Origin of the sequence: Flavobacterium sp. LB2P53 (genome assembly GCF_003970305.1) — a bacterium.
Taxonomy (GTDB): Bacteria; Bacteroidota; Bacteroidia; order Flavobacteriales; family Flavobacteriaceae; genus Flavobacterium.
The window spans coordinates 18628-35004 of the sequence record NZ_RYDG01000013.1; the positions used below are offsets into that span (position 1 = coordinate 18628).

Sequence of the window (16377 nt, forward strand, 5' to 3'; positions counted from 1 at the left end):
CAATCTATATTTTTGCCTTATATTTGTCAAAAAAATTACGGCATGCAATTTCTTATTTACATCTTAATCATTCCCTTTTTGTGGGTCATTTCTATTCTTCCTTTTCGGATTTTATACTGGTTTTCGGATTGTATCTATTTGATTGTATATTATATTATAGGGTATCGAAAAAAAACAGTTAGAGAAAATTTAGCCCTTACTTTTCCTAATTTGAGTTTCAAGGAGCGTCTTATTATCGAAAAAAAATCCTATCACCATTTGTGTGATATGTTCCTGGAAATGATAAAAACCATGACTATTTCAGCTGCTGAAATGAACCGACGATTTGTAATAACAAATATTGAACTGGTTAAAGAATATGAGGATAAAGGGAAAAGCACTGTATTATTAGCCTCCCATTATGCAAGTTGGGAATGGTTATTATCTGTAAATGAAAAAACAATATTTAAAGGAATAGGCGTTTATAAAAAAATTGCCAATAAATACTTTGATAAATTACTACGAGATATTCGATCCAAATACAATGCAGAATTAGTCGAAACAAAAAGAGCGATCCCGTTGATGGCAGAAAATCAACAAAAAGAAATATTATTCATGTATGGCTTAGCCAGCGACCAATCCCCAAAACTAGATCGAGCCTTTCACTGGGATACATTTATGGGCATTGAAGTTCCAGTGCATACCGGAGCTGAAATGCTGGCCAAACGATACGATCTCAATGTCCTTTTTGTAAAAGTAAAAAAAGTAAAAAGAGGATTTTATGAAGCTACTTTTGTCCCTATAACAGATAATCCAAAATCCATTCCCGATTTTGAAATCACCAATACTTTTTTACGGGAAGTAGAAAAACAAATTCTGGAAGCTCCTGAATATTATTTTTGGACGCATAAACGATGGAAACACAGACGGTAGTAATTCGTATTCAGAAAAAAATCACACATTAGAAACAATAGCGTTTATGATATGTGATTTTTTTAGTTTCTTAAAACAGTAACTTCTATAAAGAAAACCAGTTTTTTACCAATTCATCTTCTAAATGGCGTGTATTTTTATTTATAAACTCATTTGTAGCCGAATTATAATCATAATCCAAAGCCCAAATTTTATGCTTTTCAGCCAATGCTTTTATTGCGTTACACACAAATTCAATTTCGGCATTTGTAGTTGTAGGATGAATAGACATTCTGATCCAACCTGGTTTTCTGATTAAATCCCCCAAAGTAATTTCGTCAATTAATTTGTGTGAGGTTTCCTGATCCACATGCAATAAAAAATGTCCGTATGTTCCGGCACAACTACACCCGCCACGGGTTTGTATTCCAAATTTATCATTCAATAACTTTACCCCTAAATTAAAATGTAATTCTTCTATAAAAAAAGAAATAACCCCTAACCTGTCGTGATGCTGCCCTGCAAGGATTTTAATATTAGAAACCGCTCCTATCTCTGAGAAAATATAATCCACAATTTCATGCTCTCTCTTCAAGATATTCTCAATTCCCATTTGCTCTTTCAATTGAACCGCCAGTGCAATTTTTATAACCTGAAGAAAACCAGGAGTTCCTCCATCTTCTCTATCTTCAATATTATCAATATACTTGTGCTCTCCCCAAGGATTGGTCCAGCTTACCGTTCCTCCTCCAGGATTATCAGGTATTAAATTTTGATATAGCTTTTTATTAAAAATTAACACCCCGGAGGTTCCAGGTCCTCCCAAAAATTTATGAGGCGAAAAAAAAATGGCATCCAATTGATTTTCAATGTCTTCCGGATGCATGTCGATTTTTACATATGGTCCAGAACAAGCAAAATCAACAAAACAAAGTCCGTTGTTTTGATGCATTCTTTTTGCCACTTCATGATACGGTGTTTTAATTCCCGTTACGTTTGAACAAGAAGTTATTGACGCTATTTTGAAAGGTCGCTCTTTGTACTTTTTCAATGCTATTTCTAAATTCTCCATACTGAACAATCCGTCTTCAGTAGAGGGAATTACTACAACATCAGCAATAGTTTCTAGCCAAGACGTTTGATTGGAATGGTGTTCCATGTGAGAAATAAAAACAACTGGTCTTTTTTCGGGTGGGATGGTAATAAAATCTTTCAGGTTTTCGGGTACTTTCAAACCTAGAATTCGTTGAAATTTATTGACTACACCTGTCATTCCTGTTCCATCAGTAATCAAAATATCATCACTGCCGGCATGCACATGGTGTTTGATAATATGGCGCGCTTGATGGTATGCTTTAGTCATGGCAGTTCCCGAAACGGTAGTTTCAGTATGAGTATTGGCTACAAAAGGGCCAAAATCATTCATTAATTTTTCTTCAATAGGACGATACAAACGACCACTGGCGGTCCAATCCGTGTATATAATTTTTTTTGGTCCGTAAGGTGACTCAAATTCTTGATCAATTCCAATTATATTTTTACGAAACTGTTGAAAATATTGTTCTAATTGGGTGGGTACTTCTTTAGTTATCATAGAATTCCTGATTTGAGTTCAAAGGTATTATTTTTTTGCAGAAAAAATATTTTCAGTTTATGGAAAGTGGATTCTAGTGTTTTTAATCTTCTCTTAAATGTAAAGTAGCTGACAAAGTTTAATTTACATTCCTTATACATTTGAATAATCAATAACCAATCCTGATTATGAAAAAAATTTTTATACTCCCACTATTTATTTTACTGCTCTCCTGCGAAGTGGAAGGAGATTTGACGCGTGATCCAGCTATACAAGCCTCACTTCCTGAAAACAGTACATCTGCATTTACTGGAGATTTTATGCCTACATCAGGCATTAAGGTTTCAGGTTCAGCCAAAGTGTATTTGAATACCAATCAAAATGAAGTACGCTTAGACAATTTTAGTATTTCCAATGGCCCGGATTTAAAAGTATATTTATCTAAAACCGCTGCCCCTTCAGATTTTGTGAATTTAGGAAATTTAACCTCGTCAACAGTATATGCAATTCCTCCTCAAGTAAATATTAGTGATTATAAATATGTGCTGATTCATTGTCAGCAATACAGTCATCTTTTTGCAGTAGCGCAATTGTCTCAAAATTAAATTTATATCCATGAAAAAAACAATAATAATTGTACTCGTTGGGCTGTTTTCAGGCTTTAGTTCTTATTCTCAAGGATGCAGTGACGCAGGGATTTGTTCGATAGGAAACAGCTTTCAAAACTCAAAAACTGATTTCAAAAACGGTATAGAAATAGGAAATATTTTTGGCACCGGGGAAGCAGATCTAACTTATTTTTCATCCTATCTTACCTATACCAGAACAATAAACGAACGCTTTTCACTCAGTTCTAAAATCACTTATTCTGTAGCAAACGGCAGTTTTGGACAACGTGGTGCTTTTGGTGATGGCTATTTCATAGGCAACTATAACTGGAAAACTAAAACTACCGCAAAATGGAGCACTCTTATGGGTTTTAAAATACCTTTTACGAGTTCCAATCTAAAAATAAATGAATTTTCGCTTCCGTTAGACTACCAATCCAGTCTGGGAACTTTTGACCTTATTTTGGGTTTGAATCTTACTTATAAAAAATGGGATTTCAATACCGGGATACAGATTCCTGTTTTTAATAACAACAAAAATTCTTATTTTAAGGAGTTTTCAGACACGGATGATTTCCCGTCTACTAATTTATTTGAAAGAAAATCAGATGCTTTATTTAGAACTACCTACACCATTCAGCCCGCTAATACTAAATTTACCTTCAAACCTAATGTATTATTTCTTTATCATTTAGGCGAGGATAGTTTTGAAAATGCTTTTGGAAAAAGAGAAACCATACAAAATTCTGATGGACTCACCATCAATGGAAATTTGATTGGTTCTTATGCTATTGATGCTAAAAATAGTATCGAATTATCATTGGCTGCCCCTTTTGTAATTCGGGAAGTAAGACCCGATGGACTTACAAGAGGTTTTACCGCCGGACTCATCTACAAAGTTTTGTTCTAAAAACAGGTGTAGTAAAGCCTTTTTCGTGAAATTTATTCAGAGTAAAATAAACAAAAAATGCCCAATATCTATTGGGCATTTCAACTGTTTTTTTTAATTATAAATCAAATCCTAACGAAAACTGCAGTACTCGATTTTGTGCTTTTCCTTCCTCATAGATATCGCCCTTGCCTAAGTGATAGCGTACTCCTAAACTTATTCCGGAATCCGTTTTAAAACCTGCTCCAAAATTGACTCCCCAGTCAAAATTATTAGGTTCAAATTCTTGATTGGTATCAAATAAACTAAACCCACTGTTAAACTCCTCTCTATGAGAAATAGCCAATCCAATTTGAGGCCCCACTTCTAAAAAGAAATTTCTAGAAGGATAGGCTTTAAGCATCAATGGCAGGTTGATATAATTTAGCTTTTGTGTAAATGTGCCGCTACTATTCGTAATTACATACCCTTGTTGGGAATACAACAATTCTGGCTGAACAGAAAAACTATTGCTTATAAACGACTCTCCATAAACCCCCACATGAAAGCTATGACGTTGAGCTGTTTCAGCATTTCCGTCAAATTGTACTGAGGATAAACTATACCCTCCTTTTATTCCTCCAAAGGATTTATTATTCGAGTTGTTTTGGGCATTCACAGCGAGGGTCATACCAAAAAGCATTACGAGTATTAATTTTTGTTTTTTCATCGATAAGTGTTTTTTAATGTATTCTATTATTTTCCCCCGTTCGCTCTAAGATCTGCAATACATTGTGCATCTAATTGTGGTGCTGTACCTCCTGAGACCATCTCTCCAATACCACTGCCTGTTTCTGCAGACCAAAACATTAAACACGTTTTTACATTACAATGCTTTGGGTGTTCCCCATCTTCATGGTTGCTTTGCATTGCCGTTCCTAAGTTTGTTAAGCCAAAAATATGTCCAAATTCGTGGGTGATGATAGTTGTTTCTAATACGCTTCTGTTGGGTTTAAAAGGGCTGTTGCTTAACCCATGAATTGTTTGTTCATAAATAACAAATGAAGTATTTCTATACGCCGTTCCTAAAACAACTCCGCTGCTTGTATTTCTAGCTGATTCTCCATCTGCAAAAAAGGCCCAAACGGCAATTTCATTTGAGGTATTGTATTTTGTTCGGTTTGTTTCTTCAATTACTACAATTTCCTCATTGGTATACGGAGAAGTCCCTGGTGACGGGATCGATCTCAACACAATATTAATCCCATTGGGCTTATGTGTTCGTGCTTCCAGAAAAGCTACAAAATTATTTATTGAAGTACTGGTTGGCTGAAAACCGACTACATAAACCACTTCAATAACCATACTTTTAAACTTTTTATCTGATAATAAATCGTTTGCAGAACTACCTGTGGACTGTTTATTTGTAATGGGATTAACAGTCTCAATTCCTTCTGTTACATCATTTTCTTTTGAACAGGATACCAATAAGACAAAACCTACGCACAGGATTACAAGTACTTTTTTCATTATTATCTATTTATATTAAAGTTTATTATTAAAAAACAGCTGCCTAAAAAGACAACTGTTTTTTGAGAATTTCAAAAAAATTAAACCCAACTTAAAAGTCTACTTTATATTTGTTTCAATACTAACGTCGCCGCTGCATTAGTTGAACTTTGTAATGATATCGTTGTTGCATTAAAAGAAGTTACTTTCCAATCATTATTCAACAAGCTGAAAGAAGCGTTACTTGTAAAATTTAATTTAAGAAAGACTTCTATTTGTGAGCTTACAGCGTACGTACCATTTACAGTTGTATTTAAATTATTTACCGCTTTTACACTCCAATCATTTGCAAAATCTATTGTAAAATCTTTGTAATTAGTTGCTGAATTTACTCCAGAACTTACAAATGATTCTACTTTGAATTTGCCGTTTACCATAATCGTTTCTAATTTTTTTGAATTTTGAGCTGCTTCGTCTTTAGTTGCTTCTGTTTTAAGAGACGCCACAATAGTAGCTTGCAATTCTGCATCACTAGAAATTGTAGTTTTTGAACCATCACTGGTTGTAACTGACATTGGATAATTTACTGAAAACAATTCCGTACTACTAATATTAGTCATATACGTATATAATTGCTGTTCGGATGTGATAACAACGCTTCCCGTTTGTTGTACACTTAAATTATAGGTCAAAATAGTAATTGGAAAACTAATCTTTACTGACGAAATAGCATTCTGACCAGATGATTGTGCGGAGGAACAAGCATTAATTATAGCATTATACTCTGTTTGGTTACTTACATTAACCTCTGTATAATTGCTTAATTTAACTTTTAAAGGAAATTGTAATACTACAGAATCCTGATCATTATTATACTGTCCAAGGATAGAAATGACTTGTTGATAATTGACTTGGCTAAAAAGAGTAACCTGCGTTCCATTTACTCTAGCTGAAGCTGGCAGGATAATAGAAGAACAAGAGGTGCCGTCTAAAAAATCATCCGATGATCCGTCATACATAGAAGTACGTTTCAGATTGTTTGCTGTCGTTGAGTTTGCCGCATTTGTATTTGGGTTTTGTCCTTGCTCGTTATCCACTTCACTTTGACAAGATGCAAATCCGAATAGAGTCATTAATGCTATTCCAGTAATCGTTTTTAATTTTTTCATAACGTTCAAATTTAATATATTTTTGTTTGTAGAGGCGCTGTTTTTGACGCCTTTCTTTTAGTAAGACAACTACGTTCCGTTTTACCCTATTTTATTTTTAAAAAAAATATAAATTTTTATTAAAAAATTCATAAATAACTATATAACAGTGCTATACGATTTTATATTTTTTTTAAGTAAAAATCAATTCGAATTAACCTGACTGCTTTTTGAAAAAAAAATTACATTTACAATCTACAAAAAATGAATCCCTTTTAAATGGACGACCAAAAGAGTACACTTTGCGAAGAAAAACACTTTAGAGACTTTTACTTAAAGCAAGTACAATCAGCAACTAATTTTGCCTATTATAAATGTGGTAATACTGATACTGCTTTAGATTTAGTTCAAGATGCTTTTACTAAAATTTGGGAGAATTGTGCCAAAATTGATTTCAGTAAAGTAAAAACTTATTTATTTACAACGATATCAAATTTATTTCTAAATACTATAAAACACCACAAAGTAGTATTGCAGTATGCGAAAGAAACACCAAATTTAGACACCAATAATCAAAATCCAGAATATTTATTTGAAGAAGAAGAATTCAAACAAAAACTTACTAAAGCAATTGCATCCTTAAGTGAAGCGCAACGAGAAGTATTTTTGATGAATCGAATCGATGGCAAAAAGTACCGAGAAATAGCTGAAATACTCGACATTTCTCAAAAAACCGTAGAAAAAAGAATGTCGGCAGCACTGCAACTTTTAAAATCCCAGATAGAAAACCTATAAATAACCATTTTACCGTAGGGTAATTTAAAAGTTAGTTGTCTAATAAACATAGCGATATTAAAATGAAAAACGAAAAAGAAATATTAAAATGGTTAGACGATGCGCTTTCAAGTACAGAAATTGAGGATTTAAAACAATCTGATAGCTTGCAAACACTTGATAAAATTGCTTATTATGCCTCTAAAATGGAAGCTCCACAAGTAGATGCTCAGGAAGCTTTTGCAGCATTTACAGCTAGAAATCAGTCTAAAAAGGAAACAAAAGTCAGAACCCTAAATTTTAAAACAGGGTTTAAAGTAGCTGCAGTTTTAGTGGTTTTATTGACGTCGTCTTATTTTTTGTTTTTTAATAACATTCAGACATTTGAGACCCAAATAGCACAAACAAAAACCTTTAACCTTCCTGATGATTCTGAAGTAATCTTAAATTCTGATTCAAAAATAACTTTTAACGACAAAAAATGGGATGATCAAAGAAATTTAACTTTAGACGGAGAAGCCTTTTTTAAAGTCAAAAAAGGAAAAACTTTTAGTGTGCGAACAGATGCCGGAATTATTACTGTCTTAGGAACACAATTTAATGTAAAAAAACGGAACAAATATTTTGAAGTAAATTGCTATGAAGGCTTAGTTAGCGTGTCCTACAAAAATCAAATCGTTAAATTGCATCCTGGCAAAACATTCCGAATTATAAATGATGCCATAGAAGGTGTTCAAGACTTAAATGCAAAAAACCCTTCGTGGATTCAAGAAGAATCTAGTTTTGACCGTGTTCCTCTTAATCAGGTTATTGCAGAACTGGAGCGTCAATATGATCTAAAAATTAAAACACGAAATCTGGATACAACTAAATTATTTACAGGTAGTTTTACACATAAAGATCAAAATATAGCCCTTCAGGCGATTACAATTCCGCTTAAATTAAGTTATAAAATGGAAGGCAAAACCGTTATATTTTATAATTATGATGAAAAATAAAGGGCTGATTTTGCTATTACTTTGTTTTGGAAGCTTGTGTTACGGACAAAATTCTCCAAAAAAAATTCCACTAACGGCTCTTATCCTTTCTATAGAGAAACAATTTAATATTAAATTTTCGTATGCTGTAGAAGATGTAGTCGCTGTTTCAATAGAAAAACCTGAAACTACACTCACATTACCTCAGGTTATAGATTATCTTAATGCTAAAACAGTACTGAATTTTAAAGTTTTAGACAAGCGGTACATTACCGTTTCGGTTATCAATAAAACGATAGCTGTTTGCGGGACTGTCTTTGACCAGGAAAATAAGAGGCCACTTTCCGGTGCTTCCGTACTGGTAAAGAATACTTCCAGAAGCACCGTTACAACTGAAAAGGGTATCTTTAAATTACAAAACATACCTCTGAATTCAACAATTACGCTCTCGTATTTAGGATATGAAATTAAAGAGATTCCTGCAAAAGAACTGTTTTTATCCGGTACTAATTGTCTGGAAATCACTCTTACAGCAAAAAGCGAAACGCTGAACCAAGTGTTAATTAATGTATATTTGACCCCTGGTTTGCAAAAGTTTTTAGACGGCAGTACCGTTTTAAACACAAAAAAATTCGGGATTCTTCCTGGACTTATTGAACCTGATATTTTACAATCCATACAAATACTTCCCGGAATTGAAAGTACCAATGAAAGCATTGCAAACATCAATGTTCGTGGTGGTACTAACGATCAGAACCTGGTCATTTGGGATAATATCAAAATGTACCATTCCGGTCATTTCTTCGGATTGATTTCTGCCTATAATCCAAATCTTACCGAAAAAGTGACTATCACCAAAAACGGAACTAGTGCGGAGTACAGTGATGGAGTTTCCAGCACCATAAACATGCAAACCAAAGACGTAGTGACGAACAAATTTTCCGGTGGAGCCGGTGTCAATCTCATCAGTGCCGATGCTTTTCTTGCCATTCCGTTAGCTAAGGATCTGGAACTTCACCTTTCAGGTCGCCGTTCTATTACGGATCTTTTCAATACACCAACTTATAACAATTATTTTGAAAGAAGTTTTCAGGACAGCGAAATCAATGCCGATAGCTCAGACAAGAATACTAATTCTGATTTTTACTTTTACGATTTTACCGCTAAATTACTTTTTGATTTAAATGAAAAACATCAGTTTAGAGCCAATATTATTGGAATAAATAATGCTTTGGCCTATTCTGAGAGCAACGCTAATACGAACAATACTGAAACAAAAGCAAGTACACTTTCTCAAAATAATATTGGTTACGGCGGAAACTGGAAAGCACAATGGACCTCAAAATGGAGTACCAACCTGATTACCTATTTTTCAAAATACAATATCGACGCCACTGATTATAGGATAGAAACTGACCAACGACTCACAGAAACCAATGAAGTTCTGGAAACTGGCGTGAAACTAAATACCCATTATAAAGTAAATAAGCACCTAAGCCTTTTATCCGGGTACCAGTTTAATGAAACAGGAATGTTAAACGAAACTACCGTTAGCGCTCCGTCATATAAACGAACTAAAAAGGATGTGCTGTTAAATCATTCCCTATTTTCGGAAGCGGAATACAACAACTCTAACACCTATTTTAGAGTTGGTATGCGTGTAAATTATTTTCAAAAATTTAATAAATTTTTGATTGAACCAAGAATAAATATCCGACAAAAATTATCAACTACTTTTGCTTTGAAACTGGAAGGGGAATTTAAAAATCAAACTACTGCACAAATAATTGATTTTGAAGCTGATTTTCTTGGCGTCGAAAAAAGACGTTGGGTTTTAGTAAACAATCAAGATATCCCGATTGCAACAAGTAAACAAGGCTCTTTTGGAATAGAATTCAACCAAAAAAAATTAAATATTGAGCTTACTGGATTTTATAAATTGGTAGAGGGAATAACGGCTTCTAATCAGGGTTTCTATAATAGTTTTCAGTTTATTAATGCCAACGGCAGCTATACAGCAAAAGGAATTGAGTTTCTAGCCAATAAAACAGCTCGTAAATATAGTGCTTGGTTCAGTTACACCTATAGCATCAATGATTATGAATTTGCTGTTTTTACGCCTTCTATTTTTCCTAATAATGCGGATATAAGACATTCTTTTTCTATTGGGTTTTATTATGATATAATCAAAAATCTAAAAGTATCTGTTGGTGGAGTATGGCGAAACGGGCAACCGTACACAAAACCCATTCCAGGAAATGAAACCATACAAGACGGAAATGCCACAATGGTCAACTACGATTCCCCCAACAATGAAAATTTAGATAATTTCATGCGTTTAGACGCTTCCTTGCAGTATAATTTCAACCTGTCTGAATCAATTAAAGCTTCGTTTACAGCCGGTGTAATCAATGCTTCCAATCAGGACAATGTCATCAATCGCTATTACAAAGTCAATCCAAATGATACTAATGATGCCATTCAAGTAGACAATAAGTCACTTGGCTTAACGCCAAATATAAGTTTCAGAGTAAATTTTTAAGGATTATTTTATTACCACCTAAGGTAGATTATATTGCTTTATTTATAATGTGCTGATAGAAAAATTTAATCCAAATTACCATAAAAAATAGTGCATTAAAATGACCGAAAATAATTCAAGAAAACAACAAGCTAAATTACTCCGGATTTTTAGAAAATTACACAGAACAACTGGCGCTTTTTTATTCCTATTTTTCTTTATTGTTTCCGTGACAGGACTATTATTAGGTTGGAAAAAAAATAGTGGCGGACTACTGCAATCAAAATCTTATCAAGGTACTTCGGTGCAATTTAAAGACTGGCTTCCTATTGATAGTTTGCATAAAAATGCTTGCAAAATTGTACATGATTCTATTTCAGCAGATAGTACTTTAGAACTAGAGCGCATTGAAATAAAAAAAGATAAAGGAATGGTGAAATTTATTTTTGCTGAGAATTATTGGGGAATTCAACTAGACGGAGCAACAGGGAAATTATTGCATATTGAAAGACGAAGATCTGATATTATTGAAAAAATACACGATGGATCAATTGTTGACGATTACTTCAAAACGGGTAGTGGTTTCTTCAAATTATTTTACACAACCGTCATGGGATTTGCACTTTTACTGTTTACAATTACAGGATTTTGGCTCTGGTATGGGCCTAAGAGAATGAAACGAAAATCATAAAGTGGTAATTCAAGTAAATAACACTTCATTATTTTCTCTATTATTGCATAAATAATCATAATCATTCCTCTGCAATGTCATCTGCAAAGAAGACTAAAATAAAAGTTTACGCTTTAATTTAGTTCCAAGGACAGATCAAAAAAGCCTGTTTAATAATTCAAACAGGCTATTTGTCAGTATTTATTTTAGATTTCTAAGATATTCCAGCCACTGCTTTTATTTCATCAATAATTCGAAGTGCCAAAGCATCTGCTTTCTCTTGTGAAGCAGCTTCGGTATAAATACGAATTATAGGCTCCGTATTCGATTTTCTTAGGTGAACCCAATTTTCAGCAAAGTCAATTTTTACACCGTCAATGGTTGTACTATCTTCGTTTTTGTATTTTTCCGTCATGGCAACAAGAATCGCATCTACATCAATTTGTGGCGTCAATTCGATTTTGTTTTTGCTCATATAATATTCCGGATACGAAGCACGCAAAGCAGAAACCGTCATTTTTTTGTTGGCCAAATGCGTTAAAAACAGCGCTACTCCCACTAAACTATCACGACCGTAATGCAGTTCCGGATAAATGATTCCGCCATTTCCTTCACCACCTATTATAGCATTGTTCTTTTTCATCAACTCGACTACATTTACCTCACCCACCGCACTGGCTTCATAGCTTCCATTATGCAAAATAGTTACATCACGCAACGCACGGGAAGACGACATATTCGAAACCGTATTTCCTGGTGTTTTACTCAATACATAATCGGCGCAAGCCACCAAAGTATATTCTTCACCAAACATCTCTCCGTCTTCACAAATGAAAGCCAAACGATCCACATCAGGATCTACCACGATTCCTAAATCTGCTTTTTCTTTGACAACCAATTCTGAAATATCGGTCAAATGTTCTTTCAACGGTTCGGGATTGTGAGGAAAATGACCATTTGGTTCACAGTATAACTCGACTACTTCAACGCCCATTAATTCCAATAATCTTGGAATAATAATTCCTCCAGAAGAATTTACACCATCCACAACCACTTTAAATTTAGCTGCTTTTACTGCATCAACATCTACCAAAGGCAAATTCAACACTTCATCAATATGAATATCCATGTAGGCGTCGTTAATCATAATTTCTCCCAAATTATCCACATCTGAGAAATCGAAAGCTTCCGTTTCAGCAATTTCAAGAATTTTCAAGCCTTCTTCTCCATTCAGGAATTCTCCTTTTTCATTCAATAATTTCAAGGCATTCCATTGTTTTGGATTGTGAGAAGCGGTAAGGATAATGCCACCTTCAGCTTTTTCTAACGGAACAGCAACTTCAACCGTTGGGGTTGTTGATAGACCTAAATCAATCACGTCAATTCCTAAACCAATTAAAGTATTTACCACCAAATTGTGAATCATTGGTCCCGAAATACGGGCGTCACGACCTACAACAACAGTGATTTTTTCCTTCCCGATATATTTTTTTAACCAAGTTCCGTACGCCGCGGCAAATTTAACCGCATCAACAGGTGTCAGGTTATCTCCTACTTTACCTCCTATTGTCCCACGTATTCCCGATATTGATTTTATTAAAGTCATTGATTAATTATTTTAAATTTTGAATTATAAATTTTAAATTGCTCACAAATATAATAATTGACGCTTTATAAAAGTCATTTAGAATTCAAAATTAACCATTTAAATTCCTAAATTAGGCGAATGAATTTTCTAGCACACATCTATCTTTCCGGTGATAATGATTTAATCAAAATTGGCAATTTCATGGCCGATGGAATTCGGGGAAAACATTTTGAAAGCTTTCCTTTAGAAATTCAAAAAGGAATTATTCTGCATCGTGCCATTGACACTTTTACTGATGCACATCTTGTTTTTAGAAAAAGTACCAAACGCCTGCATGAGCATTATCATCATTATGCAGGTGTAATTGTTGATGTTTTTTACGACCATTTTTTGGCTAAAAACTGGACGAAGTATTCCGATGAAAAACTAGAGGACTTTGTGATACGATTTTACCAATCCTTGTATTATAATTATGAGATGTTGTCAGAACGAACCAAAGGACTAATGCCTACCATGATGAAAGAAAATTGGCTGGTGAGTTATCAAACGGTTGAAGGAATTGAGCATATTTTGACTCAAATGGACCATCGCACCAAAAATGAATCTAAAATGCGGTTTGCTACCAATGAGCTTTCAGAATTTTATTCGGAATTTGAAAAGGAGTTCACGGAATTCTTTGAAGAATTGAACGCTTTTGCAAAACAAAAAAGGAATTGATTAATGATTTTTTTTACCACATAGAAACATAAGTTTGTTTTTTGTAGAGACAGATTAGAAAATAATTTTCAAACATAAGTAATAACCATGGTATAATGTCGTATTTTAAAATCAGGATAAAATCATGTAACAATCTAATTTAAAGTTATTTTACTTAAAGTTAATTCTTTTGACTTTACGACTTTTAAACTTTCGACTTACTTAGTAGTATTACAAAGACAATATTATATTTAAATCAACAACGCTTTAAGAAGATTAATAATTCGAAAGGACTAAAAGGATGATTACACAAAAATATCTAAATGAATTAAGCTTTCAAATTATTGGGGCAGCAATAGAAGTTCATAAAATCATGGGTAGAGGTTTATTAGAAAGCGTCTATCACCAATGTATGAAAGAGGAATTACGGGTGCGGAATATTAATTTTATTTCAGAGCTTAAAATACCTGTCATTTACAAAGGCAAAATCATGGAATCTGATTTTAGATGTGATTTGCTAGTTGAAAACTTAATTGTTATTGAGTTTAAAGCCGTCTCAGAAATACATCCTGCTTTTGAAGCAAAACTTTTGAATCATATGAAATTATTAAAATCACCAAAAGGTGTTTTGATAAATTTTAATTGTTATAATATTTTCAAAGAGGGGCAAAAGACTTTCGTTAATGAATTTTATAAAATTTTACCAACAGAGTAACTAAATCCGTCTATGAAATCTATTTTTAAGCGAAGTTTTTTTACACACAAACTAAAATTCTATGTCTCTATGTGGTCAAACCATTTAAAGTATTACAATATAAAACAACCAAAACAATACACCTAAAACCAAAATATATTATACAATGAAAAAAATACTATTCCTACTTGCCTTTGCCGTTTTAGGTTGCAAATCAAATGAAAAAACAGTCGAACCAACAGGTTTAGTGACTTCTAAAGCGATGGTCGTTTCCGCTCGTGAAGAAGCGTCGCAAATTGGAGTTGAAATCATGAAAAAAGGCGGTAATGCTTTTGATGCTATGGTTGCCATGGAACTGGCTTTGGCGGTTTCACATCCTCAGGCGGGAAATATTGGTGGTGGCGGTTTCATGGTTTTCAGAAAAGCCAATGGTGAAACAGGCGCTATCGATTACAGAGAAAAAGCACCTTTGGCAGCATCTAAAGATATGTTTCTAGACAAAAAAGGAAATGTAATTGAAGGAAAAAGTACTGCGACTGCTTTGGCATCTGGAATTCCGGGTACCATTGCAGGAATATTTGAAGTACACAAAAAATATGGCTCTTTACCCATCAGTGAAATTCTCAAACCTGTAATTGCTTTGGCAGAAAGAGGTGTTATTGTCACTAAATTTCAAGCCGAAAGTTTAGCGTATCACAGAGCCTCCTTTATAAAAAGTAATGGTAAGAACAGTTTGTTTTCTAAAGTATATAAAGAAAATGATACTATAAAATACATCGCTTTGGCAGCAACATTAAAACGAATTGCTAAAAACGGACGAGATGAATTTTACAAAGGAGAAACTGCTCAAAAGTTAGTTGCTTTTCTTGCTGAAAAAGGTGGAAATACCACCATTGAAGATTTTAATAGTTATAAAGCCAAGTGGCGAACTCCAATTACTTTTCAATATAAAAATTTAAAAATCACCTCGATGTCGCCTCCCAGCAGTGGTGGAATTTGTTTGAATCAAATCATGAAAATGATTGAGCCCTTCAACCTCTCGCAAATGGGACACAACAGCCTAAAAACGATTCAAGTCATTACTGAAGCAGAACGAAGAGCCTATGCGGACAGGAATTATTTCTTGGGTGATCCTGATTTTGTAAAACTTCCGGTAAAAGAATTAGTAAGTCCATCCTATTTAGAAAAAAGAATGGCTGATTTTTCATTTGATAAAGCTTCTAAATCTTCGGATATTGCCCACGGAGCAATCAAGGGATATGAAAGCAACCAAACCACACATTACTCTATTGTTGATGCCGCTGGGAATGCAGTTTCAGCAACAACTACTTTAAATGATAACTATGGTTCTAAAATATATTGTGACGAATTGGGTTTCTTTTTGAATAATCAAATGGATGATTTCAGTGCCAAACCGGGTGTTCCCAACTTATACGGACTCACTGGAAGTGAAGCCAACAGTATTGCTCCCGGAAAAAGAATGTTAAGTTCCATGACACCCACGATTGTCGAAAAAAACGGTACGCTTTTTATGGTTGTAGGTACGCCGGGAGGCTCCACCATTATCACATCGGTGTTACAAACGATATTAAATGTGTATGAATTTGATATGAGCATGCAAGAAGCGGTAAACGCCCCACGTTTTCACCATCAATGGTTACCCGATGAAATTACTTTTGAACCCAATTCATTCGATACAGAATTATTGAATAATCTGAAGAAAAAAAGCTATTTAATCAATGAAAAAAACAAAGAAATCATTGGTGAAGTTGATGCAATTTTGGTTTTGCCAAATGGAAAATTAGAAGGTGGAGCAGACAAAAGAGGTGATAATAAAGCCGTTGGTTTTTAAATTTATAC

The 16377-nt window shown here is 33.9% G+C and carries 15 protein-coding genes; 10 read left to right on the forward strand and 5 right to left on the reverse strand.

What is annotated here, in order from left to right; translation table 11 throughout:
• The first annotated feature begins 42 nt into the window (after positions 1-42).
• Complete coding sequence (locus tag EKL95_RS13435; protein ID WP_126459789.1) at positions 43-912, forward strand: lysophospholipid acyltransferase family protein; 870 nt, start codon at positions 43-45, stop codon at positions 910-912.
• Positions 913-997: 85 nt separating this feature from the next.
• Here EKL95_RS13435 and EKL95_RS13440 read toward each other — a convergent pair whose 3' ends face one another.
• Positions 998-2485 carry an aminotransferase class V-fold PLP-dependent enzyme gene (locus EKL95_RS13440; protein WP_126562165.1) on the reverse strand — a complete coding sequence of 496 codons (1488 nt, stop codon included), beginning with the start codon at positions 2483-2485 and terminating at the stop codon, positions 998-1000.
• A 167-nt stretch (positions 2486-2652) separates the two neighbouring features.
• Here EKL95_RS13440 and EKL95_RS13445 point away from each other — a divergent pair, with 167 nt between their 5' ends.
• Together EKL95_RS13445 and EKL95_RS13450 are read left to right on the forward strand one after the other, a co-directional pair.
• Entirely contained in the window at positions 2653-3069 is a 417-nt protein-coding gene (locus tag EKL95_RS13445; RefSeq protein ID WP_126555800.1) for a DM13 domain-containing protein, read from the forward strand.
• Positions 3070-3079: 10 nt separating this feature from the next.
• Positions 3080-3982: a hypothetical protein gene (locus EKL95_RS13450; RefSeq protein ID WP_126564414.1), complete on the forward strand. Its 903-nt coding sequence runs from the start codon at positions 3080-3082 to the stop codon at positions 3980-3982.
• A 97-nt stretch (positions 3983-4079) separates the two neighbouring features.
• Here the strand turns inward: EKL95_RS13450 and EKL95_RS13455 are convergent, their stop codons facing one another.
• From EKL95_RS13455 to EKL95_RS13465, 3 genes are all read right to left on the reverse strand, one after another.
• Positions 4080-4670 carry a porin family protein gene (locus tag EKL95_RS13455; protein WP_126564415.1) on the reverse strand — a complete coding sequence of 197 codons (591 nt, stop codon included), beginning with the start codon at positions 4668-4670 and terminating at the stop codon, positions 4080-4082.
• Positions 4671-4696: 26 nt separating this feature from the next.
• Positions 4697-5470, reverse strand: coding sequence for a membrane metalloprotease (locus EKL95_RS13460; protein ID WP_126564416.1), 774 nt, complete (start codon positions 5468-5470; stop codon positions 4697-4699).
• A gap of 104 nt (positions 5471-5574) precedes the next feature.
• Positions 5575-6618 carry a hypothetical protein gene (locus EKL95_RS13465; protein WP_126555792.1) on the reverse strand — a complete coding sequence of 348 codons (1044 nt, stop codon included), beginning with the start codon at positions 6616-6618 and terminating at the stop codon, positions 5575-5577.
• A gap of 258 nt (positions 6619-6876) precedes the next feature.
• On the opposite strand from EKL95_RS13465, the gene EKL95_RS13470 reads away from it, so the two are divergent.
• The 4 genes from EKL95_RS13470 to EKL95_RS13485 all read left to right on the forward strand — a co-directional run bounded on the left by EKL95_RS13470 (position 6877) and on the right by EKL95_RS13485 (position 11560).
• Complete coding sequence (locus tag EKL95_RS13470) at positions 6877-7392, forward strand: RNA polymerase sigma factor (protein WP_126459810.1); 516 nt, start codon at positions 6877-6879, stop codon at positions 7390-7392.
• Positions 7393-7454: 62 nt separating this feature from the next.
• The gene (locus EKL95_RS13475; RefSeq protein ID WP_126564417.1) at positions 7455-8369 is read left to right on the forward strand and encodes a FecR family protein; all 915 of its coding nucleotides are present in this window, start codon (positions 7455-7457) and stop codon (positions 8367-8369) included.
• Positions 8356-10890 carry a TonB-dependent receptor gene (locus EKL95_RS13480; protein ID WP_126564418.1) on the forward strand — a complete coding sequence of 845 codons (2535 nt, stop codon included), beginning with the start codon at positions 8356-8358 and terminating at the stop codon, positions 10888-10890. The genes EKL95_RS13475 and EKL95_RS13480 overlap by 14 nt, the downstream gene beginning before the upstream one ends.
• Positions 10891-10990: 100 nt before the next feature.
• Positions 10991-11560: a PepSY-associated TM helix domain-containing protein gene (locus tag EKL95_RS13485; protein ID WP_126555785.1), complete on the forward strand. Its 570-nt coding sequence runs from the start codon at positions 10991-10993 to the stop codon at positions 11558-11560.
• A gap of 193 nt (positions 11561-11753) precedes the next feature.
• Here the strand turns inward: EKL95_RS13485 and glmM are convergent, their stop codons facing one another.
• The gene (glmM, locus tag EKL95_RS13490; protein WP_126564419.1) at positions 11754-13145 is read right to left on the reverse strand and encodes a phosphoglucosamine mutase; all 1392 of its coding nucleotides are present in this window, start codon (positions 13143-13145) and stop codon (positions 11754-11756) included.
• A 120-nt stretch (positions 13146-13265) separates the two neighbouring features.
• On the opposite strand from glmM, the gene EKL95_RS13495 reads away from it, so the two are divergent.
• From EKL95_RS13495 to ggt, 3 genes are all read left to right on the forward strand, one after another.
• Positions 13266-13844: an ACP phosphodiesterase gene (locus tag EKL95_RS13495; protein ID WP_126564420.1), complete on the forward strand. Its 579-nt coding sequence runs from the start codon at positions 13266-13268 to the stop codon at positions 13842-13844.
• Positions 13845-14124: 280 nt separating this feature from the next.
• Positions 14125-14538 carry a GxxExxY protein gene (locus EKL95_RS13500; protein WP_126454889.1) on the forward strand — a complete coding sequence of 138 codons (414 nt, stop codon included), beginning with the start codon at positions 14125-14127 and terminating at the stop codon, positions 14536-14538.
• A gap of 145 nt (positions 14539-14683) precedes the next feature.
• Positions 14684-16369: a gamma-glutamyltransferase gene (gene ggt / locus EKL95_RS13505; protein WP_126555779.1), complete on the forward strand. Its 1686-nt coding sequence runs from the start codon at positions 14684-14686 to the stop codon at positions 16367-16369.
• The last annotated feature ends 8 nt before the right edge of the window (positions 16370-16377 follow it).